General features: G+C 54.1%; 20 protein-coding genes and 2 tRNA genes. 4 read left to right on the top strand and 18 right to left on the bottom strand.

The genetic code is table 11. The features are described from left to right. Positions 1-79: 79 nt before the first annotated feature. The 17 genes from AB1598_05040 to AB1598_04960 form a co-directional block, all read right to left on the bottom strand. A complete protein-coding gene (locus AB1598_05040) occupies positions 80-1,084 on the bottom strand; it encodes a glycosyltransferase (GenBank protein ID MEW6144365.1) in 1,005 nt (334 codons plus the stop codon). After that, positions 1,081-2,745 (bottom strand): glycosyltransferase, encoded by a 1,665-nt coding sequence (locus tag AB1598_05035; protein MEW6144364.1) that lies wholly within the window; start codon positions 2,743-2,745, stop codon positions 1,081-1,083. The genes AB1598_05040 and AB1598_05035 overlap by 4 nt, the downstream gene beginning before the upstream one ends. Before the next feature lie 165 nt (positions 2,746-2,910). Next, positions 2,911-4,047: a hypothetical protein gene (locus AB1598_05030; GenBank protein MEW6144363.1), complete on the bottom strand. Its 1,137-nt coding sequence runs from the start codon at positions 4,045-4,047 to the stop codon at positions 2,911-2,913. 171 nt (positions 4,048-4,218) lie between these two features. After that, positions 4,219-5,460, bottom strand: a complete 1,242-nt coding sequence (locus AB1598_05025; GenBank protein ID MEW6144362.1) for a glycosyltransferase family 4 protein — start codon at positions 5,458-5,460, stop codon at positions 4,219-4,221. Between the two features lie 4 nt (positions 5,461-5,464). Further along, the gene (locus AB1598_05020) at positions 5,465-6,220 is read right to left on the bottom strand and encodes a polysaccharide deacetylase family protein (GenBank protein ID MEW6144361.1); all 756 of its coding nucleotides are present in this window, start codon (positions 6,218-6,220) and stop codon (positions 5,465-5,467) included. A 105-nt stretch (positions 6,221-6,325) separates the two neighbouring features. Continuing rightward, entirely contained in the window at positions 6,326-7,903 is a 1,578-nt protein-coding gene (locus tag AB1598_05015) for a hypothetical protein (protein ID MEW6144360.1), read from the bottom strand. 172 nt (positions 7,904-8,075) lie between these two features. Next, positions 8,076-9,068, bottom strand: a complete 993-nt coding sequence (locus AB1598_05010; GenBank protein ID MEW6144359.1) for a phytanoyl-CoA dioxygenase family protein — start codon at positions 9,066-9,068, stop codon at positions 8,076-8,078. A gap of 96 nt (positions 9,069-9,164) precedes the next feature. Beyond that, positions 9,165-9,515, bottom strand: coding sequence for a hypothetical protein (locus tag AB1598_05005; protein ID MEW6144358.1), 351 nt, complete (start codon positions 9,513-9,515; stop codon positions 9,165-9,167). A gap of 9 nt (positions 9,516-9,524) precedes the next feature. Next, positions 9,525-10,412 carry an MqnA/MqnD/SBP family protein gene (locus AB1598_05000; protein MEW6144357.1) on the bottom strand — a complete coding sequence of 296 codons (888 nt, stop codon included), beginning with the start codon at positions 10,410-10,412 and terminating at the stop codon, positions 9,525-9,527. A 32-nt stretch (positions 10,413-10,444) separates the two neighbouring features. Then, entirely contained in the window at positions 10,445-11,434 is a 990-nt protein-coding gene (locus AB1598_04995; GenBank protein ID MEW6144356.1) for a hypothetical protein, read from the bottom strand. Positions 11,435-11,598: 164 nt separating this feature from the next. Then, positions 11,599-11,676 (bottom strand) — tRNA-Asp (locus AB1598_04990). A 16-nt stretch (positions 11,677-11,692) separates the two neighbouring features. Further along, positions 11,693-11,769, bottom strand: a tRNA-Val gene (locus AB1598_04985). A 350-nt stretch (positions 11,770-12,119) separates the two neighbouring features. Beyond that, entirely contained in the window at positions 12,120-14,549 is a 2,430-nt protein-coding gene (gene lon / locus AB1598_04980; protein MEW6144355.1) for an endopeptidase La, read from the bottom strand. A 32-nt stretch (positions 14,550-14,581) separates the two neighbouring features. Next, positions 14,582-15,859 (bottom strand): ATP-dependent Clp protease ATP-binding subunit ClpX, encoded by a 1,278-nt coding sequence (gene clpX, locus AB1598_04975; protein ID MEW6144354.1) that lies wholly within the window; start codon positions 15,857-15,859, stop codon positions 14,582-14,584. Then, complete coding sequence (gene clpP, locus AB1598_04970) at positions 15,856-16,455, bottom strand: ATP-dependent Clp endopeptidase proteolytic subunit ClpP (protein ID MEW6144353.1); 600 nt, start codon at positions 16,453-16,455, stop codon at positions 15,856-15,858. Before clpP ends, clpX begins: the two co-directional genes overlap by 4 nt. A gap of 23 nt (positions 16,456-16,478) precedes the next feature. Further along, positions 16,479-17,783, bottom strand: a complete 1,305-nt coding sequence (gene tig / locus AB1598_04965; protein MEW6144352.1) for a trigger factor — start codon at positions 17,781-17,783, stop codon at positions 16,479-16,481. A 660-nt stretch (positions 17,784-18,443) separates the two neighbouring features. Further along, positions 18,444-19,010 carry a MarR family winged helix-turn-helix transcriptional regulator gene (locus AB1598_04960; GenBank protein ID MEW6144351.1) on the bottom strand — a complete coding sequence of 189 codons (567 nt, stop codon included), beginning with the start codon at positions 19,008-19,010 and terminating at the stop codon, positions 18,444-18,446. A gap of 97 nt (positions 19,011-19,107) precedes the next feature. Between AB1598_04960 and AB1598_04955 the strand changes: the two genes are divergently transcribed. From AB1598_04955 to AB1598_04945, 3 genes are all read left to right on the top strand, one after another. Further along, the gene (locus AB1598_04955) at positions 19,108-19,341 is read left to right on the top strand and encodes a thioredoxin family protein (protein MEW6144350.1); all 234 of its coding nucleotides are present in this window, start codon (positions 19,108-19,110) and stop codon (positions 19,339-19,341) included. Positions 19,342-19,489: 148 nt separating this feature from the next. Beyond that, complete coding sequence (gene bioC / locus AB1598_04950) at positions 19,490-20,308, top strand: malonyl-ACP O-methyltransferase BioC (GenBank protein MEW6144349.1); 819 nt, start codon at positions 19,490-19,492, stop codon at positions 20,306-20,308. Positions 20,309-20,489: 181 nt separating this feature from the next. After that, a complete protein-coding gene (locus AB1598_04945) occupies positions 20,490-21,032 on the top strand; it encodes an IPTL-CTERM sorting domain-containing protein (GenBank protein MEW6144348.1) in 543 nt (180 codons plus the stop codon). A 514-nt stretch (positions 21,033-21,546) separates the two neighbouring features. Here AB1598_04945 and AB1598_04940 read toward each other — a convergent pair. Continuing rightward, on the bottom strand, positions 21,547-22,050 hold the full coding sequence (locus AB1598_04940) for a hypothetical protein (protein ID MEW6144347.1): 504 nt from the start codon (positions 22,048-22,050) through the stop codon (positions 21,547-21,549). Positions 22,051-22,183: 133 nt separating this feature from the next. Here AB1598_04940 and AB1598_04935 point away from each other — a divergent pair, with 133 nt between their 5' ends. Beyond that, positions 22,184-22,405: a hypothetical protein gene (locus AB1598_04935; protein MEW6144346.1), complete on the top strand. Its 222-nt coding sequence runs from the start codon at positions 22,184-22,186 to the stop codon at positions 22,403-22,405. The last annotated feature ends 189 nt before the right edge of the window (positions 22,406-22,594 follow it).

Here is a 22,594-nt window from a genome sequence, read left to right as displayed (position 1 = left end):
TTTAAAGCCGGCAATCGCGCCCCCGCCCCGAACCCGGCTCCCGGACATTCCGCGCGATACGTTCCCGCGACGGGCGTATTCAGGATCTCCCCCATGACTTGATCCTGCAATCAAGACCGCCCCCGCTCTTGTCCTTCCTGATCGCCGACCATACGCCGAGCCAAAACAGGTAGTCGAGGCCGAGGGAGTAGAGTCTTTCCTGAACTCTCCTGCCGAACCTCTCGGATAGTCCGATCATCATTATCACGGCGTCGGTCGTCGCAGGGACCAGCATGCTCGACCGGATCAGGAACATGCGGAGCGCCCTCCACTTCCATCCCGTCAGGTTATACTCGGTAAGCTTGAGCTCTTTGAATGCGTCCGGGTAAAGCCCGGCCACCAGTACTGCCGTCTTGCCTTTGGAGATCGTATCATAAGCAAGGCCCTTGAAACCTTTTTCGTAGTTCTGAACGCAGAGCGCGTCGGGATCGTAAACTAAAACGATCCCTGCTTTTAGCAGCCGGTACGCGAGCTCGACGTCTTCATTGCCGTATATCGTGAACTCTTCGTTATACATGCCGTGCTCTAGCATGTCCTCCCTGCGTATGGAAAAATTGCCGCTGTAAAAATCCCTGATCCTTATCCTGTAACCGGGGATGGAGAGCTTCCTGAGATGAGAATTGAATTTCTCCCCGACGTATCTGATCACCGGGGTCGAAGCCGAGTCTACAGCAATCGGAACGGCCCCGATCACTCCGAGCTTGGCCCCGCGCTGATGGGCGGCGTAATGAGCCCTGATCAAATCGCGCGAGGGTTCCATATCGTCGTCCAGGATTATTACTATTTCGCCGCGCGAATCTCGTATACCCCTGTTGCAGGCGGAGGCTCTTCCCGAATTGGCGTGCCAGACCGCTCGAAGGTCGTAATCCGATTCGTACTTATCCACCATTTCCCTGGTTCCGTCACGAGAGCCGTCTATCGATACGACAACTTCAAAATCTTCGGCTGGAAACGTCTGATCCGATAAAGAGTCGAGCACCCTCTCCACCGACACCGAGCGGTTGTACGTGGCTATTACCACGCTGACTTTGTAATCTCTGCTCATGGCTTGACCGCTTTCACAGTGACGACGATTTCGTATCTCGGGTCGTGATAGCCGAGCTCTTCTTCCGTCAATTCTTCCGCTGAAAGCCCGTACAGGAACCCGGCGGCAGAGATCAGGTTGCCGTAAGCCCTCACTTCCACGTTCTCCGGCGGGAAAAACTCCCTGAACATATTCTCGGCCGAGAGCACGGTGAAGTTCCAGCACCAGTATCTGCTCCACGTAGTACCGCTGGTCGGACTGATACCGGGAAAAGTAGCCAGGAGAAAACCGCCGGGCGCCAGTATTCTGTAAAGAGCCTCGACGGCTTTTTTATGGTCATATATGAACTGGAGGGTCTGCGTGCATATTATGCAATCATACGTATCGGAAGGAATCTGGGGAGCATTCACGATATCGGCTGCAATCGACGTTGCGGGGTTTGCTTCTTTGTTCAAATTTATGACGTCTCTCGCCGATATGGCCGGGCTGTGAAACTTCTGCGTATACCTGTCGTCCCCGAACTCAAGGACGCGGCCCTTGATCAGACCGGAATTCGAGCCTATGAAGCCTTCGATATAATGCCTGTCGATCGGGAGGCCCCTGTCCCTCCCCCAGCGCTCGCTGAATGGTTTCAGCCTTCTCATGTCGCCGAAGCGGACCCATCCTGGGGGAGGATTGTATTCCTTATTTTTCAGTCTCGTAACGACGAAGCGTCTCACGGGCTTAAGGAACGAATAGCCGGGCGTGTTCCTGACCAGTTTGTTCAATGCTTCCGGAACGATTCCCCCGACCCTCTTGAGCTTCGACAGGAACGGATGTTTCATGCTCCATTCCGCATTTCCGTATCTAAGTTTCTTATTGCGCAGCGCTTCCCGGAGGCCTTCGTCGTCGATGCCGCGGTCCAGCAGGTATTGTTCGAGCCATCCCAGAAAAAACAACCCCGCACGGTATTTTTTGCCGGACTTCGTTATTTCGGAAACGAGTGAACCGGGGTGTTGGCGGTAACGGTCCCAGCAGCGGTCCGATACATACACGGGATACCGGACGTAAATTTTGGACAAGAACGCCTGATCTTCGTATAACTGGTATATGCCGGAAAACTTTTCCTCAAAACCCCCTACGTCCTCCAGGATGTTGCGGCGCACCAGTATATCGGACGGACATGGCGTCGGCGCTTCAGACTTCAATGCCAGCGTCAATAATACAGGCGGGTTTACCATGCCATTCGGCTTAACGCCGGGCTCGGTCCTGTAGTCGCTTCGCTGACCGTGCGTGTCCCCCAGCCAGCTGTACCAGTATTCGGAAACGCCGTATACCATCGCCGCTTCTGGTTCCGATTCCAGTATGTTTACCTGTTCCTCCAGTTTATCGGGAAACCACACATCGTCGGCATCGAGCAGCGCTATATATTTTCCCTTGCTGTTTCTGAGACCTAAATTACGCGACGAAGGGAGGCCGAGATTCAAATGCTTGTCATGTTCGAGATAACGAACCTTGCCAGGATTATCTTTTTCGTATTTGAGAGCGATTTCAGTACTGCTGTCACTTGAGCCGTCGTCAACGAGCAATAGCTCCCATTCTTTGAAAGCTTGAGAAAATACGGACTCTATTGTCTCCCGTATAAACCTCTCGGCATTCAGAAAAGGTACAATAACGGATACAAGCGGCTTTTCCGTGCCCATTCTGCGACTGTCTCGGATATGCTTTTATAGTTTTATATACATATATAACTCACCTGTATAATGGCATAATTTGTATTATTATGTCAATTCACGGCTCGCTCATCGGTCAGTCATCATGGCTCCGCGGGGGCTTCCCGGACATTCACCCCGCTTCCCCCCCGGCTGCTAGGAGTGCTGCAGCAGGTAGACGATCCTGTCGCTGCTCCGCATGAATATCTCGTATATCGAATACCAGATCAATATATACAGGACCGGGAACAGGAACTTGGCCGCGGTGTTTCCGTAGTTCCACACTTTTATTTTTCCGTGGTGCCTGAACAAATCGAAACTTATAACCGAAATGATCGTAAGCCCGCACATCAAATAACCGGTCAATATTATCGCATCCAGAATCGTTAGATAAGACACGTTGGGGAAAAAACCCGAAACAACGAAATTGAAAGCTACGGCGGTCAGAGCGAAAGAGACGACTATGCTGACGCGCCTGTCGAGCGACTCCCTCTTCATCCAGAACACGCACGTAGACAGCAATATAAAAAAACAAAACGGAAGAATTATTCTCCACACGTAATATGCTGTCCTTCTATGTACCGGCACGTGAAAGCTTACGTACGAATAGCTGTCGGATTCGGATTCCCACAGCCTCCTGATACCCGCGGTAGACGACATTTCATGGAGAATCCACTCGTCGTTCTGAAAATTCGGGTTGACGCCCGTCCTCTCGCTCCAGACTTTGTAATCGAGCTCGTCCTTGGAGAACGAAAACGATTCGAACTCGACCCTGACTATCTGTCTGTCGAACGGGAATTTTCGGAACTCGAGAGTCGTCGCCGTATCCACCACAAATATCGAGGAATAGATCACATCGCCGTCGGGACGTACGAGGAGCCTCTTGCTTATTTCCGTCACGGCGCCAAGCTGATTGGTGATCTGCGGGTCGGGCCACCACATGTATTTTATGCGCTCGTCGACCTCACCACCTATAACGATGTCCGGTTTGTTATCCGTACTCCCGAACGCCGTCCTCGGGTCTTTCCAGTGGAGTGACAGTGCGTATCTGGCGCGGAGCGTCTGTTTCGGCTGATCGAGGTATATAAAATCGAGAAGATAGAGCCCGATGTCTACCTTAGTCGGCCCGTCCTTATCGGGCGGGGTGTTGTACTCCTTATGCTCCTGGGAAGCGGCGCCTGTAACGGGTGATAGAAGGAGACAAAAGACGAAAAGCGCGCAGGTGATATTGAACCAGGCCGGAACGGTGATGCGTCTATCATCAATCGCGGCTGCACTCGTATGGGTCGTCACGGGAAGCCCTCTCTGCTCTAAGCTCGAATAGTCACTGATTGTCGGCCTGTGCGTGGTAATCGGCGAGACAGATAATTGTACATCCGAACCCTGTCCGAATGCAAAACCGTGAGGAAACCGGCGGGGAGCCGGAGGAGCCCGACCCGTTGCCTCGGGTCCATACGAACGAAATCAAGCGCCCGAGTATTTCGCCCCCTGCCTCAATTTAGTAATCAGCTCCAGATACGATTTCAGATGGGCATCCGCGTTCCATTTCTCGAGATACTTTTCATGCCCCTTCCTGCCGAGCTCGTCTCTCAACCCGGGCTCTTCCAAAATCCTGTCCATCGCGCGAAGAAGCCCGCCCTCGGAGCCGTACACGAAACCCCCTCCGCTCTCCTCCACGAGCTCGGGCAGCCCTCCGATGTCGTTTACGATAACGGGCGTCTTCTCCCTGAAAGCCTCGAACACCACGAGGGTCGAAATCTCGTACGCGATCGACGGCACGATCAGGGCTGTTGCATCCCTGTAGAGCTTCCCGAGACGGTCGCGGGACAAATGGCCGAGGAAGCGTATATTATCGGCTCCTTCGGCGAGCTTCCGTACACGGGCTTCATAATCTCCCTTGCCCGCGATAAGAAGGTCGGCTTTCCCGTATCCCCTGAAGGCCGGTATCAGCGTTTGAATGCCCTTCAGCTTCTCGATCCTGCCGACGTAGAGAAAGTAGGGCTTCCCGCTAGAGGCTCCGATCCCGTTCGGGTCTTGTCCGGAAGCATCTGCGGAGAGCGGGGCGAAGTGGGGAATATGAAATATTGGCGTGTTCAGGCCCGAATCCTCGTGAAGCTTCTTCGTGAACCTGCTCGGGCTTATTATCGCGTCCAGATGGACAAGAGAATTTTTCATGAGATTCGTGTAACGCCATAGCTGCGGCGGTCGCCCGTGCACAAGCTGGCAAGCGAGGCAGCTGGGCTCCGTGCACGGCGCCCGGTTGAACTTCATGAGCACATGGGTCGGGCAGAGGAGCCAGTACTCGTGCGTCGTGTAGAGCTTGATCCCGCTCCCGTATTCAAGGATTTTCGGCCCTCCGACGAGCGAGATGTTGTGGAAGTGGATGATGTCGAACCCGCCCGAGAGGATATCCCGTATCCGTCCCGATTTAAAGAGCGGGTATCCGGTCTGCTGCGTCGCGAGCGGGGACAGGAAGCCGTATCCGCTCCTGAGCCCGTGGACCTCGACGTTCGGATGGCTCTCGTACGTGGAATCGCTAATGCCTCCGGAGAGAGCTTCGTATGAATCGACGCAGTGGATCACCGTCACGTGATGTCCTCTGCGCGCGAGCTCGTTCGAAAGCTGCCAGACGTATTCCCCGTCGCCCCCGAAGCTCCGGGGAGGGTAGAACGTCGTTATCATGCAGAATTTCAGCCGCTCCGTCATGCCTTCATCTCCTGCGCAGACTTCGATTCATCGCTCTCGGTATATTGCGGAGAAATACATAGAGCGGGAATGATTTTGTCATCATCAGTCCGAAGAGCGTCTCCCGCCTGAGATAATAAGAGTCCACGCGCTCGAGAGCATAGAGACCGCTTTCCATCGTCATCAGGCCGAGCTCGTCCGAGCAGGCGCACTCGAAATTTCCCCGGGCTATCTCGAGGCTCCTCGCGTCATATTTCCCGTAGGGATAGGCGAAAGACGATACGGATGCGCCCAGCTTATTCTCGATTATTTTTTTCGACCCCGTCATTTCGTTCTCGATTTCAGATGTCTCAATCTTGGTAAGGTCAGGGTGCGAGATCGTATGGGCGCCGAAATCGATCCCGGCGTCTTTCATCTCCCGTATCTCCCCCCAGCTGAGCATCTCCCGCCCGTTGAGCGGCCTCAAGCGCTCGTCTGCGCCCGCCCTCGCCGATCCGCCCGTCGTTAGGAATACGGTCGCGGTCATAGAGTACTTGTTCAGGACCGGAAAAGCTTCGTCGTACACGCTCCTGTACCCGTCGTCGAAAGTTATCACGAACGATTTTTCAGGCAGGGGTTTCCCTTCGCGCACGAGCCCTGCGGCGTCGCTCAGCCTGAGGGTTCCGTATCCGTTCCGGTGGAGTTTTCCCATGAAGCGTCCGAACAGCTCAGGCCTGAAAGAGATGACAGACCGGCTGTCCTCAATTGCGTGAAAAGTCAGGATCGGTACGTAGTCAGCCATGTTTATCGAACCCCGCCGCTCATGTCCGAGGGCAGACAATAGTATCTAGCAACAGGCGTACAAAGGCAATAATTGCGGCAGGGATAGGGCTTTCTCTAGCGAGCCTCAATTTCCCTTGAGTATGTGGAGCGGGAGTATTTTAGCGGAAGCCGTCGTATAAGGCTCCCTCCTGACGACGCGCAGCATTCGTCCCTGCTGCCACCGCTCGGACATAACGTCGCCTCCGGGATAGGGCAGCAGGGCCCGGTACACGGTATTTATTACTGTTTCCTCATCCACGCTGCCCACCCTCGGACTCACGACTATATTCACCCTGGGGAGTCCGCCCACTTCTTCTTCCGCAAGCTGATAGTCCGTGGGATTCCCCCCGAACCTCCCCGGCAGCACCTCCTCGATGAGTCTCAATAGTTCGGTCCCCAGAAATGTCACTCCGCCGCTCGTCAGCTTCTCGTAGCTGCGTATGCCTGAAAGGTGCGTCGTAAACCCTAGCTCCCCGAACGGGCACCCGCAGCTCCTCACCTGGAGAGAGCCGTAGTCGTCGCTCTCCACATTCAACATGAGCTTGGGACAGCTCGGGAGAACGGTTGTATATACGAGGGCACCGACGCTCAGGTCGCCCTCGCCCAGGGTTTTACGGCGCTGGATCACTGCGATTTTGTCAGTGAGAAGGTGGTTGTCGTCGACATCGGACGGTGCGGGGCAGGCCATGCCTACGTTACCCAGCTCGGCCATGGAGTAACGGTTTATAGCCCGGCACCCCGTCCCGTTTATCACCCCGGCCTTGGCTTTGGTAAAAGGCTCCCCGCCGAGACAAAAGCACGTCCCCGAGATATCGAGTCCTGCCTCACCCGCCGCGATGCAGACTTTCACGCCCGAGCTCGCCTGCGTGTCGAAAAACGCGGGCGCTCCTTCCGCTTTTTTCAATGCAAGCCAGCGCGCCACTTCCAGGGCGTCTTCGAGAGGCGCGTATTCGGGCGCTGGCAGCGGCCTCGACAAGACCCTGCTCGCCCACACTGTGTAATACGTGAAGAATAGGAACTGGAGCGATTTCGGACCCCTCCATATCCTGCTCGTGGAAAACCACTTATCCACTTTCCTCCCCAGTTTCGTCAGCCGCAGCACGACGTTCATCCCCGTCGTTACGGGAGGCACCTCCCGCCAGATGCCGATGGGCACGTCCCCTACGCCGAATCCTTCGAGCATGAAATGATTGCACGCGGCGTCGTGCTCGAGGAGGTCGAGATCCATGATGACGCGCGTCACATTTCCGCGCGAGCCGCTCGTCCGCGAGCTGTAATGCCTACTCAGTATCGGGTTATCAAAATCGTGTGGTCCCGTTTCGAATTCGAGCCCTGGTCTGCGAACCGGGGTGCGTCTCTTGAACTCGTCGAGACGCACGTATATGCCGTGATCATACAGCTGCTCGAGGCTGCCCTCGACCCCGTGCCGGCTTACGAGCTCGGCGAAGTCTCCGTAATCGACCCCTGCGTGCCGGAGCAGCTTGAGGTAGGGGCTCCTGGGGTTCGAATAAATCCCCCTTTCGACCATGCTCAGGAAATTCCGTTCCCTCGACTTCAACCGATCTTCGAGCATGTGCCTGCACTCGGCCGGGGTCAGCGTATGCCGGAGGAAACCATTCAGTCCCCAGGCGTATCTCGCAGCCATCTTTATTCCGTCGAGCATCGGTTATCCCTGTCGCAGCGCTGCCGAATCCCGTCCAATAATATTCCGGAATTTATACGGATGTCAGGCGGCAATCCGGCGTTCTTCAAGCTTGATTTAAATAATGAGTCGTGCCCCCGCATTGCACCATGCGCCGTCTCGGCGGCAGTGCGGCAAGACACGGTATGCGGCGTTAACCGGTATATTCTCTCCTGAGAACCATTTTTCTGAGCCGGGAATCGTTATCGCGGACGGGATACAATTTCCTGTCGAGGAGCACCTCCGTGAAATCCGTCCTGCACGGAGAAACGAACGCATACATGAGCGCATAGCGCGGCTTCACCGCGTTACGGCTCCCGAAGTGGAAACACCTGCTCGGGTCGAAGAACAACACCGTCCCTGCGGGATAACACACCTTTATCAGCTCGCTTTCGGGAACGACCGAGTAAACCTCATCGTCGGAGAGCCTGTGCGGTTTCCTCCACTTCCTGTATCCCACGGCCTTTGTCACCTTCTGCGAAACCGAATCGGGCATAAAACAGAACGGCCCGTTTTCCATCGTTATATCGTTCAGGAGCACGATTACATAAGCCATGGGGCTGTCGTGATAATCGATATGGAAGAGCTGGCTCCCTCTGAAGTATCCGGGCGGGGCGTCGTCGTGCGCGGCCCAGGATTCGTTGAACCTGAGGCCGTGCGGGACAGCGGCCGAGAGGACGGGGATGAAACCCAGGTGCTTGCAGACGGTCGAAAGCACGTCCGATGACGTCGCGAAGTCTAGAAGAGAAGGATACTTGTCGAATAAATCGTCGATCGGGAGCTCCTGGAACCAGGGCCTTCCGAAATCGGTGCGCTTTACGCCTCCCCGTTCCTTGATGATCTCTCCGGCGTCGAGCAGGAGCTGCTTGAGGTGAGGGAGCGTCCCGGATGTGTCGAGCGCCCAGCCGTCCTTAATCTCGTTCATCAGGAGAACAGGCGCGCCGTTCTCGCGGGTCAGCTCATCGAAATGACGTAGGTACTGGTCCTTCCTGAATTCATAGTACCTTCCATAGACGAGGCGGTTGTATGCGCGCGCGATCTTCATCGTGTTGTTCGTGCCGAGCGGTTTCATGGGTTTTGCAACGTAATCGTATTGCAGCACCCTTGCTATAGGCGATATCGCCGTATCTATATATTTTTCAAGCATGTGATCTACCCCCGTTGTTTACAACGAAACCAGGTTTCAAATGGCGATGTCATAGTTCCTAGGCATCGTTCTCTCATTTCCCGCTCCTCAAACACCCTAGCCGGATTTATCATCGTCGGCCAGTGGCACAACCGCGACAAGCACCGTCTCATCCCCCAGCACGCGGGTCGTATGGCCATCGCCCGTCGTATCCACGAGCACCCTCACGTCCCCCGGGCCGAACGTACGCCTGCTCCCGTCGCGGAACCCGTGCTCGAGCCTGCCGGACAGTATGATGACGATCTGTCTCCGTGGGGCGGGATGCCAGTCGAGGAAAGTGCCCGGCGGGAATTCCTTTAAAAACATAGTCGAAGTGGTTTTGACCGATTCCCAGAACGGATCGTCCGATGAAAGTCCTTCGATATGAGACCTATCGTCATCGCCCTTATAAATCCTGTATATGCCCATACGTCGAGTTTATCCTACCGCCCGGTCATCATGTTTATCCCGTCTTACAAGTAGCCGTTCGGGATTATCAATGCCTTCGACCACCTCGAAGGAATCGACACTCGGCCCGAGTCCCATCGACGCGACGCGTGCGAACATTATTTTCATCGCCTCGCGGACGTCGTCGGGAATGCGGAGGAAGTCCTCGATTCTGAACATCTCGATATGCTCTTTGGCCATGCCCCTTCCGAATTTACTGGCGTAAGAATAAACCTCTCCGGAATTCTCGAATCCCCAGAGGAGCGACGATTGGCATGTTGCGGCTATATCGCGCGCGAGCTCCATGCCGAGCCCTTTGCTCACGAGGTTGAGCCCCACAGGCAGAGGAAGCCCCGTGTCCTCACACCATGCGGCCCCAAGGTCGCACACGCAGCCGAGTCCCCGCTCCTGGTAGTGAATGAGCTCCTCGTGGATCATTACCCCCGCGTCAGCTTCGCCGCTGACGATCGCGTCCACTATCGAATCGAACGGCATCTCCACGAGCTCGATTCCCGGACAGTACATAAGCGCAAGCCCGCTGCCCGTCGTCGGATGTCCGCCTACCCCGACCCTTTTTCCTCGAAGCTCTTCTACGGACTTGTAGCGCTTAGAAACGAGCACGGGACCGAAATTCCTGCCAACGCTGTTCCCGACGCAAAGTATCCAATATCTATCCGCGACCCTGGGGTAGAAGACAGACGAGACGGCGACCACGTCATAGAGCCCTTGCTCCGCTGCGTAGTTCAGGTCGATGATATGGTTCCGATGAAAAACCGGCTCGTATCCGCCGACACCGAGTTTAACGTGCCCTTGCTCCCACGCGTAGAAGTTGAACACGTCGTCGCTGTCAGGGGTATATGCAATTGACAGTTTCTTCACAGTCGCTCCTTCCTCACACACTCAGTATTGTTTCACACATATTCCTTGTCCAGGATCATCCGCCTCAGCTGAGAATCTTCTTTTTTAACCGGGTACCTCATGTTCCTGAGCACGATGTCACCGAAATCGGTCCTCCAGGTGGAGACATACGCGAACATCATCAGGTGCCGCGGCTTCACCGCGTTGCGGCTCCCGTAGTGAAAGCACGCGCTGCTGTCGATGAAGAGCACAGTCCCCGCGGGATAGCACAGCTTTATCAATTCGCTCTCGGGGACGACCGAGTATATCCTGTCGTCCGTGACGCGATGCCCGCCCTTTTTCGTATGGTAATCACCGAGCCCCTTCACCGCCTTTTCGGAAACGGATTTGGGCAGGAAACAGAAAGGCCCCCTCTCCATCGTGACCTCTCTCAGAGTGACTATAACGTAGACCATCGGATTGTCGTGATAGTCGAGGTGAAAGAGCTGGCTCTCCCTCGGCGGAGCGTCGGGATTCTCATCAAACTTGTTCCAGGACTCAATCAGCCTCACGCCCATGGGTTTTGAATAAGAAAGCGTGGGTATGAAACCGAGATAATTGCATACGGCCGAAAACACGTCGGATGAGGTGGCGAAATTGAGTATGGAAGGGAACCTCGAGAAGTAATCGTCTGAAAATATATCCTGGAAAAAAGGTCTCCTGAAAACCATGTGCTTCGGCTGCTTCTCGCCGCCCTTCTCGTCTATTATCTCGCCCCCTTCTCTCAGAAGCTCATCGAGATAAGGCAGCTTCCCGGATGTATCGATGAACCAGCCGTCTTTCATCTCGATCACGGGCGTGACCGGTTTTCCGTTCTCTTCTATCAGCCGCGGAAAGTTCTCGCGGTACTGACTCACTCTGATTTTCTGGTTTTTTCCGTACCTGAGGCTGTTATACGCCCTCGCGAGCGTCATCGTACGGTTCACGCCCAGGGCGCCCATGTAATTTCTCTCGAAGAATCTTGCGGCCGGTTTGACCGCCGCGTCCATGGCTTTGCCGATCATATCCCCCTCCTTCCACGTGTGCGGTCAGCCGTACTTGATTCAACTCGCGCTACGCGGAATATTGAACAAATAATACAAGATTATTCATTAATTGAGAAGTAAAGGGGAAATTTGTCGAAAGTGAAGGATAAGCGCGCTTTTCGATTAATATTGAGGAAAAGAACTGGCGGGGACGACGGGACTTGAACCCGCGACCTCTGGCTTGACAGGCCAGCGTTCTAACCGGGCTGAACTACGTCCCCGCAAGTTAGCTTGGAGTGGTGGGCGGTAAAGGATTTGAACCTATGACATCCTGCTTGTAAGGCAGGCGCTCTCCCATGCTGAGCTAACCGCCCACTCCGAATTCGAGTATTTCAGATATTCCCGGGTCCCGAATTACTACCCGTCCGCACCCCCTGTCGTCCCCTTCCCCTAACAGAAGAAGACTACCCCACAAACGTAAACGACACTATGTGTCTTGGCGCCCGTAAGGGAGAAATATATAACTGAATTTTACCCGTTTGTCCACATGGCATAGAGCCTATTCTCCAACTATTAAACTTCCCTCTCCCCAGCGTGGGAGAGGGGAATACAGAGAAAGGATGAGATTGCCGCGCTTCGCTCGCAATGACAAAATAAGAACCAAAAAAAAGGGCGGTTATTTCTAACCGCCCCTTCTTCATGACCTTCTTATACTTTTTATATCTTAATTTACGTTGGTTCCGAGCTCTTCGCCCATCGGCAGTGCCGCCGGAGGTATGACGACGCTCTGTACTACAGGGCCGTCAGACACGATCGCGGCTTCGAGGACCTCGTCCATGTGGTCGACTAGCTTGATCTTGACGTCCTTTAGTATGTTCTCGCGGATGTCCTTCAAGTCCTTCTCGTTCTCCTGCGGGATGATTACCGTCTTGACCTTGCCCCTGTGGGCGGCGAGGATCTTCTCCTTGAGCCCGCCTATCGGGAGGACTCTGCCTCTGAGGGTTATCTCCCCGGTCATAGCGACGTCGTGCTTGACCGGCTTCTTGATGAGCGCGGAAACGATCGCCGTGGCGATAGCTATGCCCGCCGAAGGCCCGTCCTTGGGCGTCGCGCCTTCCGGAACGTGGATGTGTATGTCCACCTTCTGATGGAAGTTACGCTCGAGCCCGAGCCTCTCGGCCCTCGATCTCACGTAGCTCATGGCGGCCTGCGTCGATTCCTGCATGACCTCGCCCAGCTTTCCGGTAACGGTGAAGTTGCCCTTGCCCGGCACGACGGATACTTCGATCGTCAGAAGCTCTCCGCCGACTTCCGTCCACGCGAGCCCGGTGGAGATGCCCACCTGCGGCTTCTCCTCTATCTCGCCGTACTTGTACTTGGGGATGCCCAGGTACTTCTGGGTCGTTATCATGTTGGGCGTGATCTTCACTACATGATCGGGCCCTTTCTTCACGATGTCCCTCGCGGCCTTCCTGCAGAGCGAGGCGAGCTCCCTCTCGAGAGTCCTCACTCCGGCTTCCCTCGTATAGCGCCTTATAACGGTCAGGATCGCGGAGTCCGAGAGCTTCAAATTTTCTTCCTTTATCCCGTGCGCCTCTAACTGCTTAGGCACGAGGAACTTCTTCGCTATCTCGAGCTTCTCGTCCTCGGTGTACCCCGAGATGCGGATGATCTCCATCCTGTCCTGGAGCGCCCACGGTATCGTGTGAAGCACGTTAGCCGTCGTTATGAACATTACGTTAGACAGATCGTAATCGACCTCGATGTAATGGTCGTTGAAGGAGACGTTCTGCTCCGGGTCGAGCGCTTCCAAAAGCGCAGACGCCGGGTCTCCCCTGAAGTCCATTCCGAGCTTGTCTATTTCGTCGAGCAGGAACACAGGGTTTGTGGTTCCCGCCTTTCTTATTCCCTGTATTATCTTGCCGGGGAGAGCGCCGATGTAAGTACGCCTGTGGCCCCTTATCTCGGCTTCGTCCCTTACGCCGCCTAACGACACCCTCACGAACTTCCTGCCCATGGAGCGTGCGATGGACTTCGCGAGAGAGGTCTTGCCGACTCCGGGAGGTCCGACGAAGCATAGTATCGGCCCCTTTATCTTGCTCGTAAGGGCCTGCACCGCCAGGTATTCGAGGATCCTCTCCTTTGGCTTCTCTAACCCGAAGTGGTCTTCGTCGAGTATCTTCTGCGCCTCGTCTATGTCAATCCTGTCTTCTGTCCTCTCCTCGCCCCAAGGTATAGAGAGGAGCCAGTCTATGTAGTTCCTTACGACCGTGGCCTCGGCAGACATCGGGGACATCTGTTTCAGCTTCTTTATCTCTTTCTTGACCTTCTGCTCGGCCTCTTCGGGCATGGTCTTCTTCTTTAGCCTCTCCTCGAATTCCTGAATCTCCGACTTGAGGTCGTCCTTTTCGCCGAGCTCCTTCTGGATGGCCCTCATCTGCTCAGTAAGGTAGTACTCCTTCTGGGCCTTCTCCATCTGCTTCTTCACTCTCGACCGTATCTTCTTCTCGATCTGGAGTATCTCGACCTCTGCCTGAATCTTCTCGTAGAGCTTCTCGAGCCTCTCGGCCGGGTCGAGCGTTTCAAGTATCTCCTGCTTGTCCTCGAGCTTGAACCCGAGGTGCGAGGAGATGGTGTCCGAAAGCCTGCCCGCGTCCTCTATCGAGGAAACCGTGACAAGCACCTCGGACGGAATTTTCTTATTGAGCTTTACGTAATTCTCGAATGCCGTGACGAGTGTCCTTATGAGGGCCTCGGTCTCGACGCCAACTTCCTGTGGCTCCGGTATGACCTCGACCTCGACGAGGAAGTAGCCCTTGTTGGGGAGGTAATTCATCACCCTCGCCCTCTTCTTGCCCTCGACCAGCACCTTCACGGTGCCGTCAGGGAGCCTGAGCATCTGGACTATCGTGCCGATCGTCCCTATGTCGTATATGTCGGTCTCCTGAGGATCGTTAGTCTTCGCGTCCCTCTGCGCGACTAAGAAGATCTCTTTCGATTTCTTCATTGCCTCTTCGAGCGCGCGGATCGATTTCTCGCGCCCCACGAACAGCGGCGCGACCATGTACGGAAATATAACTACGTCTCTTAGCGGTAATAGCGGTATTGTTTCCATTTGCCCCTTTCCCTCTTCGTTTTTGAAAAACATCGGCATGGCTTGCCTCCTTGACTATCCGGATTCACATCCTACGTTCCCAGGCGCGCCTCTTCTTCGTAAATGAAGAGTGGGTCGCCCTTCCCGTTGATCAAATCCTCCGTGATAACACAGCGCCTTAGCCCTTTGAGCGACGGAACCTCGTAAGATATGTCGAGCATCACGGTCTCTATGATCGCCCTCAGCCCCCTCGCGCCCGTTTTCCTCGAGATAGCCTCGCGGGCGATTGCGGCGAGTGCGCCGTCAGTGACCTCAAGCTCGACACCTTCGAGCTCCATCAGCTTCTGAAACTGCTTTATAATCGCGTTCTTCGGTTTCGTGAGAATCTCGACGAAGGACTCTTCGCTCAACTCCTCGAGAGTGGCGACGACGGGTATCCTGCCCACGAATTCCGGGATGAGCCCGAATTGTATCTGGTCCTCGGGCTGCACTTCCCTGAGCAGCGCCCCAAGGTCCTTCTCCTTCGCCCTTCCGAGGTTAGCCTCGAATCCGATCGACTTCTCCCCGATCCTTTGTTTCACTATGTCTTCAAGCCCGCAGAAAGCCCCGCCGCAGATAAATAGAATGTTCGTCGTATCCACCTGCAGGAACTCCTGCTGGGGGTGCTTCCTACCGCCCTTGGGCGGCACGTTCGCTTTCGTCCCTTCCATGATCTTGAGAAGGGCCTGCTGCACGCCTTCCCCGGAAACGTCCCTCGTTATGGAGGGGCTGTCCCCGGTCTTTCTCGCGAGCTTGTCTATCTCATCTATATATATAATACCCTTGGAAGCCCTTTCAAGGTCGTAATCTGCTGCCTGGAGCAGGCTCACTATCATGTTCTCGACGTCCTCTCCGACGTAGCCCGCCTCGGTGTAGCAGGTGGCGTCGACTATCGTGAACGGAACGTCGAGGAGCCTCGCCAAGGTCTGGGCCAGAAGCGTCTTCCCGCTCCCCGTGGGCCCTATCATAAGGATATTGCTCTTCTGCACCTCGACGTCGGAATTCCTCTTGCCGCCGTTGTACGCGTTCAGATCGACTCTCTTGTAATGGTTGTAAACCGCCACAGACAATATCTTTTTCGCCCTTTCCTGCCCGATTACGTATTCGTCCAGGAACTTCTTTATCTGTGACGGGGTGGGCAGCGACGAATACCGCTTTTTGAGCACGCCTTCCTTGGCGTCTTCGTCGGCGATAATCTCGTTACAGAGCTCTATGCACTCATTACATATATATACGGTAGGTCCCGCAATGAGTTTCCTGACTTCCTTCTGGCTCTTCCCGCAGAAAGAGCAGTACAGTTTACCTTCTTTGGCATCGCGTCTCGAAGTCACTTGGCCGCCTCCTCTCTCTTAGAAATTATAGCATCAACGATACCGTATTCTAAGGCGTCATTTGGCCGGAGGAAAAAATCCCGCTCCGTGTCCTTCGATATCCTGTCGATAGGCTGGTTCGTATGCTTCGCCAGAATACGGTTGAGCTCTTCTCTTATCCTCAGAATCTCCTTCGCGTGTATCTCTATGTCGGTCGCCTGTCCCTCGACGCCCCCCAGAACCTGGTGGAGCATGACGCGCGCGTGAGGGAGAGCGTACCTCTTGCCCTTCGTCCCCGCAGCGAGCAGCACGGCCGCCATGCTGGCAGCCTGCCCGATGCACATGGTGGCGACGTCGGGCTTTATGTACTGCATCGTGTCGTAGATAGCGAGCCCCGAAGTGACGTTTCCCCCGGGCGAATTGACGTAAACGAAGATGTCCTTCTCCGGGTTCTCCGACTCGAGAAACAATAGCTGCGCTATCACCGTGTCAGCGACCGGATCGTTGATCACCGACCCGATGAACACTATCCTGTCTTTGAGTAATCGGGAAAAAATGTCATATGCCCTCTCGCCCCTGCTGGTCTGTTCAATTACAATAGGCACATAGCTGGACATTAGTGTTGAGTATACTGATTCTCCTATTTATTGTCAACGAGAACAGGCTCCCCCGGAACCTCTTCGATCGTCGCGTTTTCTATAATGAAATCAATGACTTTTTGCTCGGCGAGGCTCGCCTCGAGTCCTTCCAGCAGGTCGTTCTGGCGGTACACTTCCCGCACCTGCTGAACGGGCATGTTATAGGTGGCGGCGATGCCCGAAAGGCTCCTGTCGATGTCCTCGTCGGCGACTTTTATGTCCTCTTTCTTGCGTATCTCGGCGAGTATGATGGAGGTCTTCACGTTCCTGAGCGCGCGCTCGGCGAGAGCCGCTTTGGAGGCGTCGTCGAGGGTCTCAATCTTTAGGCCTCGCTGGCGGAGGCTCTGTATCATGTTCCGCGCGAGCCTCGCGACCTCCTCGTTGACGAGGCTGGGCGGGGCGTCGACGGTGTTCCTGTCGACCAGCGCGTCCACCACCTGCTGTCTGAGGGCGCCCTGCGACTGCTGCTCCGACTGTTTTTTCAGATCCTCTCTTACCCGTTCCTTGAGCTCGGCAACGTTTTCCATGCCGACCTCTTTAGCCAGCTCGTCGTCGAGCTCGGGGAGCGTTCTTTTGAGCACGTCTTTTACGCTGAACTTGTAATGCACCGCCTTCCCGGCCGCTTCCTTTACCTGGAAGTCCTCTCCGTAGCTGACGTCGAACTCCTTCGTCTCCCCCTTCTTCATTCCTATGACGTTTTCTTCAAATTCCGGTATCAGTCTGTCGTGCCCTACGAGGAACTGGAGACCGGATCGCTTCAAGTCCTTCACGGGCTCGCCGTCGAGAAACCCCTCGAAGTCGACTATCGCGACGTCGCCCTTCTCGACCGCCTTTTCCTCTTCGTAGGGCTTCACCTCCGCCCTGTGCTCGATCAGGTGTTCTATCGTGTGCTCGACGTCCTCTTCCCTGACCTCGTGTGTCTCCTTCTTGAGAGGGAGGCCCTTGTATTCCGCGAGCTCGAAAACCGGGAGCACTTCGAACACGGCCGAGTAGTGGAAGTCCTTGTCGGTTTCGAAGAGGTCGGGCGGGTTTATCTGCGGCCTGCTTATCGGGTGCGCGGAAACCTCCTTGAGCGCCTCTTCGAGGGACTCGGTGACGAGCCTCGTCGCGGTCTCGCCCAGTATCTCCTTCCTGTATACGGATTCGATGACGTTAACGGGCGCCTTCCCCGGGCGGAACCCCTTTATCTTTGCGTTCTTCCTTATCTCGCTGAAGACCTCGTCCCGTTTCTCTTTCACGACCTCGACGGGTATTACGACGTCCACCTTTCTCTCGGTGCCGCTCAAATTCTCTATGCTCACCTTCATATCTCGGTCCCTCTCAATCTGTCGGATAATTTATACAATATTAATAATAACTTACCTGTTACGCAAAAAGCTTGTAATTATACCCGACAATATGGGCCGTGAACAATTCGTCATTGGATTAATTATGATGCGGCTGCGGGAAGTTTGGATTCGGGAGTGGGGTACACTGACACAACAGGAATGCTATTCGTGGAAGCCAGTCAACCATCATTGTCATTTCGACCATCGGGAGAAATCTGTTTTTTCAGTCATCCTGAACTACGATTTCGAGCGAGCGAGGAATCGGACGCCATATACTGAATGCAAAGATACAACTGTTCCACGGTCATTCCTTGAAGAACCAAGAACATTCAGGATCTCGTATTCTGCATGAGATTGCCGCGCTCCGCTTCGCTGCGCTCGCAATGACAGGTTGGAATGTGATTCCCGTTTTTTTTGGCTTGTGTTGCTAATGCAGCGTATAATGAGGCATATATTTATAATTAGCGGAGGGCGACCGGTTCTTTCGCTCTCTTAGAACCGTTTTTAGGAACGGCAAATACTAAATCCTCCCTCGCCCTCCTTTTTCTAAGGAGGGAATGAAAGAAAAAGCGAGATGCTGAAATAAATTCAGGAAATCTGCTTCCTCTCGACGACAGAAAATACTGCCTTTGGCTCCCCTCACACCGCGATCTCGTGCTCGCGGCATATCCTCATGCTGTCGTCGTCGGAGAGAGGCTCGAGCGTGAGCCCGCACTGGTGAGAGCCCGGTAGGGCGTCCTTCCTGAAGTACCGGCAGGTGCGGCAGACGCCGAACGTGCGTCCCTTGTTCCCTCTCTGGAGCGCCGTGAGCAAACCCGTCAGCAGGCGCGAGAGTGACTCCCTTTCGGTGGGCTTCATTTCATTGACCGCAGCGCCGAACACGGGCGGAGGAAAATTGTTTTCGACGAACCGCCTGCCCTTCGCGGTGAGGTCCAGGTGTACGACCCTGCCGTCTTTATTGTCAGGGCGCTTGCGCAGGTAACCCTTCTTTTCGAGGACGGCTATGCTCTGGGACGACGTCCCTTTCGTCGCGCCGACGAACTCCGTCACGGCCGCGGGCGTGTCGCTGTACCTGTTACAGACCGAGAGATAGGAAAGCATCTGCGCGTGCACGGGCAGGAGCCCCGCCCCTCCCGACCTCTCCTCCGCCCTCAATAAATTCCCCAGGCGCTCGATGAGTGTAGCGATTCTGCCGCCCTCGTCCATGCCAATATTGTATCGAATCGAAACCAGCTTGACAATATATCCGGGTCAGAGCATAATAGTATCGAGTCGAAACAAATGTCTAACGGAGGTAATAGCCATGAGCAAAGCAGTGTTCTACCACGCCGGCTGTCCCGTATGCGTGAGCGCCGAGAGGGGAGTCGCCGAGGCTCTAGACCCGAAGAAATACGAGGTCGAGGTCGTGCACCTCGGTCAGGAAAAAGGGAGGATCCCCGAAGCGGAAGCGGCGGGCGTGAAGTCCGTCCCGGCCCTCGTAATGAACGGGCAGACGTACCACATCAACTTCGGCGCCTCGATCAGCGATCTGAAATAAGGAGAACGCCCATACCCCCGCGGAAGGGCCTGCGCAGCGCTGCCCGCCCTTCCGCACTAAATCATCCGCATTTGTCGAGTGTTCAAGGTGCAGGTAGGATTGAACCCGTTCGCCCGACCGCGCCTCGCGCTTCGAGCAAACGGACGCCATGCCCGACAAGCACCTCGTGAGACTCCACTTCAGCGCAAACGCCGGGAATTACGACCTGTACGCCCACGTCCAGAAAAAAATGGCTTCAACCCTCATGGAATTCGCAGGACTGGCGAATCCGGCGGAGATAGACACGCCAAGCGCGATCCTGGACGTAGGCTCGGGGACAGGGTATCTCACGGAGCTCCTGCTCGAGCGCTTCCCAGATGTAAGAGTCACGGCCGTGGATATCGCCCCCGGAATGATAGACCTGGCGAAAAGAAAATTCAGCGGGCGAAGAATAAAATTCATATGCGCCGACGCCGAGGAAATGATCCTCGGTGAAAAATACGATCTCATCGCCTCAAACGCCTCTTTCCAGTGGTTTAACGACACTCAGAAGACGCTCGAAAAGCTTTTCTCCTCACTCACAGATAAGGGGACGATGTGTTTCTCGACTTTCGGTTCTCAGACATTCTCCGAGCTTCATCAGGCTTACACTAAAGCGATGCAAAATCTTAAGCTGGAAGGGCATGCGCGGCCGGGACAGCGGTTTTACACCCTCGATGAATTACAAAAGATTTGCGAGCCCCTCGTCCGTCCCTACCGTGAAATGAAATGCGTCGAGGAATTCGAGTACATTTATTTCGACTCCGTGAAAGATTTTTTTACATCTGTGAGGAAGATAGGAGCCAATAACAGCAATAAAGAATATATCCATAAAAACCCATCCCTCATCAAAGAGCTCATTAATATTTACGAGACGGATTTTCGGGAAGGAGACAAGATCAAGGTGACGTATCACTGCCTGTATTTCGTCCTGCGGAAGTCAGCTTAGGCCGGGTGGTGAGTATCTCCGGCTGTCCACGAGGAAACCATCTCTGCAGTGGGGAAAACTCCTGGCCGTGCAAGAGGATAAGTTCATAAATGACCTGATTATCGAGGGCATTAATTATGTACTCCAGAAGTACGACGGCAAGGGGAAGTAAAACAATTGACTTACAAATAAGAACATATTAATGTTTACAAAGATTATGTTTAAAGGAGGGCATAAAATGTTCAATTTACGAATTTACTTTACAATTTTCGTACTGACAGGTATTACGACACTCGCGGGGTTATGGGACTACGCCCTTGCCGGTGGTCCACCGCCCATGGGGCAGTGCGGCATAGGTATCGGGAAAGTAGCGTTTGGCGGCGAAGGTCTAGAATTTCCATTTGAGATCACTGTAGACGGTAATGGGCCTAATTCTACTATTATCATAGGCGGAGACGGAACTGGAGGTCCATTCAATTCGGAGGTAACCGTAACCGAACTGCCGCTAGAGGGATGGGAACTTGTGGATATAGAATGTGAGGGGGAAGGCGGCATATCATTCGATATTTCGGAAGACAGTTTCACGGCAATATGCACCGGCTCCGGCGGAGGTACATGCACATTCTTTAACAGGTCAATAGCAGCCATCCCGACACTTTCTGATTGGGGCATGATCGCTGCCGCGGCTGGATTGGGGTTGGTCGGGGTTCTATACGTAATTAGACGCAAGAGAGCAGCGGCCTAAGACCCCACGAAGCACCGTCCTCACTTCCTCGCCTTCGCACTTCGCCTCTCGTACAGCGTCCCGGAATGACATCCGACCCGCTGCCACTAGCCGGACGCAGAGTCCCTCAACTCGACACCGTCAACCAGCGCAGCCGTGCGGATTAGCTCGTGACTACGGTCTATCAATGGCCCGCGAGGCCTTGCCCGAAGTATCGTTACACTGTCGCCTTATATGAAATTGTAAAAGTGGAATGTGCGAGAGGGGGGAGTCGAACCCCCACACGGTTAGGTACAGGATCCTAAGTCCGATTTTAGAGTTTTTCCTAACTGCCCGACATTTCTCATTCTCCCGAATTGTTAATGTTTTCGGATAGCATACTGTGGCAGTTCATGGCATAGTGGTCGCATGACACCGAAAAAGAAGCCAAAGCCCGATAAAGATATTGTCCTGATAGCCGCCAGAATCACACAGGCGACCTATAAGCGGCTGAAGCTCCTGGCCGGCCAGCCAAGTACGGCAAGGGGAAGTGAGTTTAGTAATCTATACGGCCATAAACATCCCTATATAACCATTTCAAGAAATCGAACCTAGATTTAAAACTCTCCAATTCTCTAACCATAGTTCCCCATTCGGCCATTAATGGGGAAACTGTACCTATTGATGATTTCATATCATCAGCTATCGAATGAAAGCGGGAGATTATTATTATCCCCATCTGATCATGGATTGTTTCCTTATCTATCGAATTTTGCACCCAATATTTAGCTAGTCTTCTAAAGAACCCCCTTTCCTCTATACGATTCTTAGCCCATAAAGTCCATGACGGTCTTTCCTTTGAAAGAAATTGTTCTAGTGGCAGAACACCCCCAGGACCCGTTTCTAAATTAGCGTAATAGGTAAAGTAACGATCAATTAGTTGATATGCTCTATCCAAGTTAGCAGCTTTTTTGGATTGGCGTAGGTGGCAGTACGCCAATACAAATGCCCCAAGAGTGAGTAATCCAATGCCTAAACTAATCTTATCGGAAGTTGTCATAGTTTCGAATAAAACACATTTTCAGGACGTTTTCAATGCCTCCCCCCTCTCTGATCCCTCTTTTATACTTGATCTCCCTTGACATGGGGCGCGAATAACTTATTCATTACCTCAAAAGCCCTTGGAGGTCATTATGAGTGAATATAGTTCGATAGAATTAGGTGAGATCGAGATGTATGGCATGACAAGTGCGGAACTGGACAAGCAAATCAAGACCAGTGGGGAGATAGTGGCATTGAGATTCTACGAGTATCAAACATCAAAAGCTTTCCGTGAGTCGAATTACGAGGAGGCTCTGCGAGCATTTAACAGAGTCAGATACATCATTGACGTGAGATTATTCCCGGAACAGTAGCAGGTTAATGCACCGTCCTCACTTCCTCGCCTTCGCACTTCGCCTCTCGTACAGCGTCCCGGAATGACATCCGACCCGCTGCCACTAGCCGGACGCAGAGATCACTCAGCTCAGTGCCAAGAACAATCAGTGCAGCCGTACGTATAAGCTCTGGAATCCGGTCTAGCACTGACCTCAGGATTTTATCGC

Source organism: Thermodesulfobacteriota bacterium, assembly GCA_040754335.1.
Taxonomy (GTDB): Bacteria; Desulfobacterota_D; UBA1144; order Nemesobacterales; family UBA2774; genus 2-12-FULL-53-21.
This window is presented reverse-complemented; position numbering and strand designations above follow the sequence as displayed.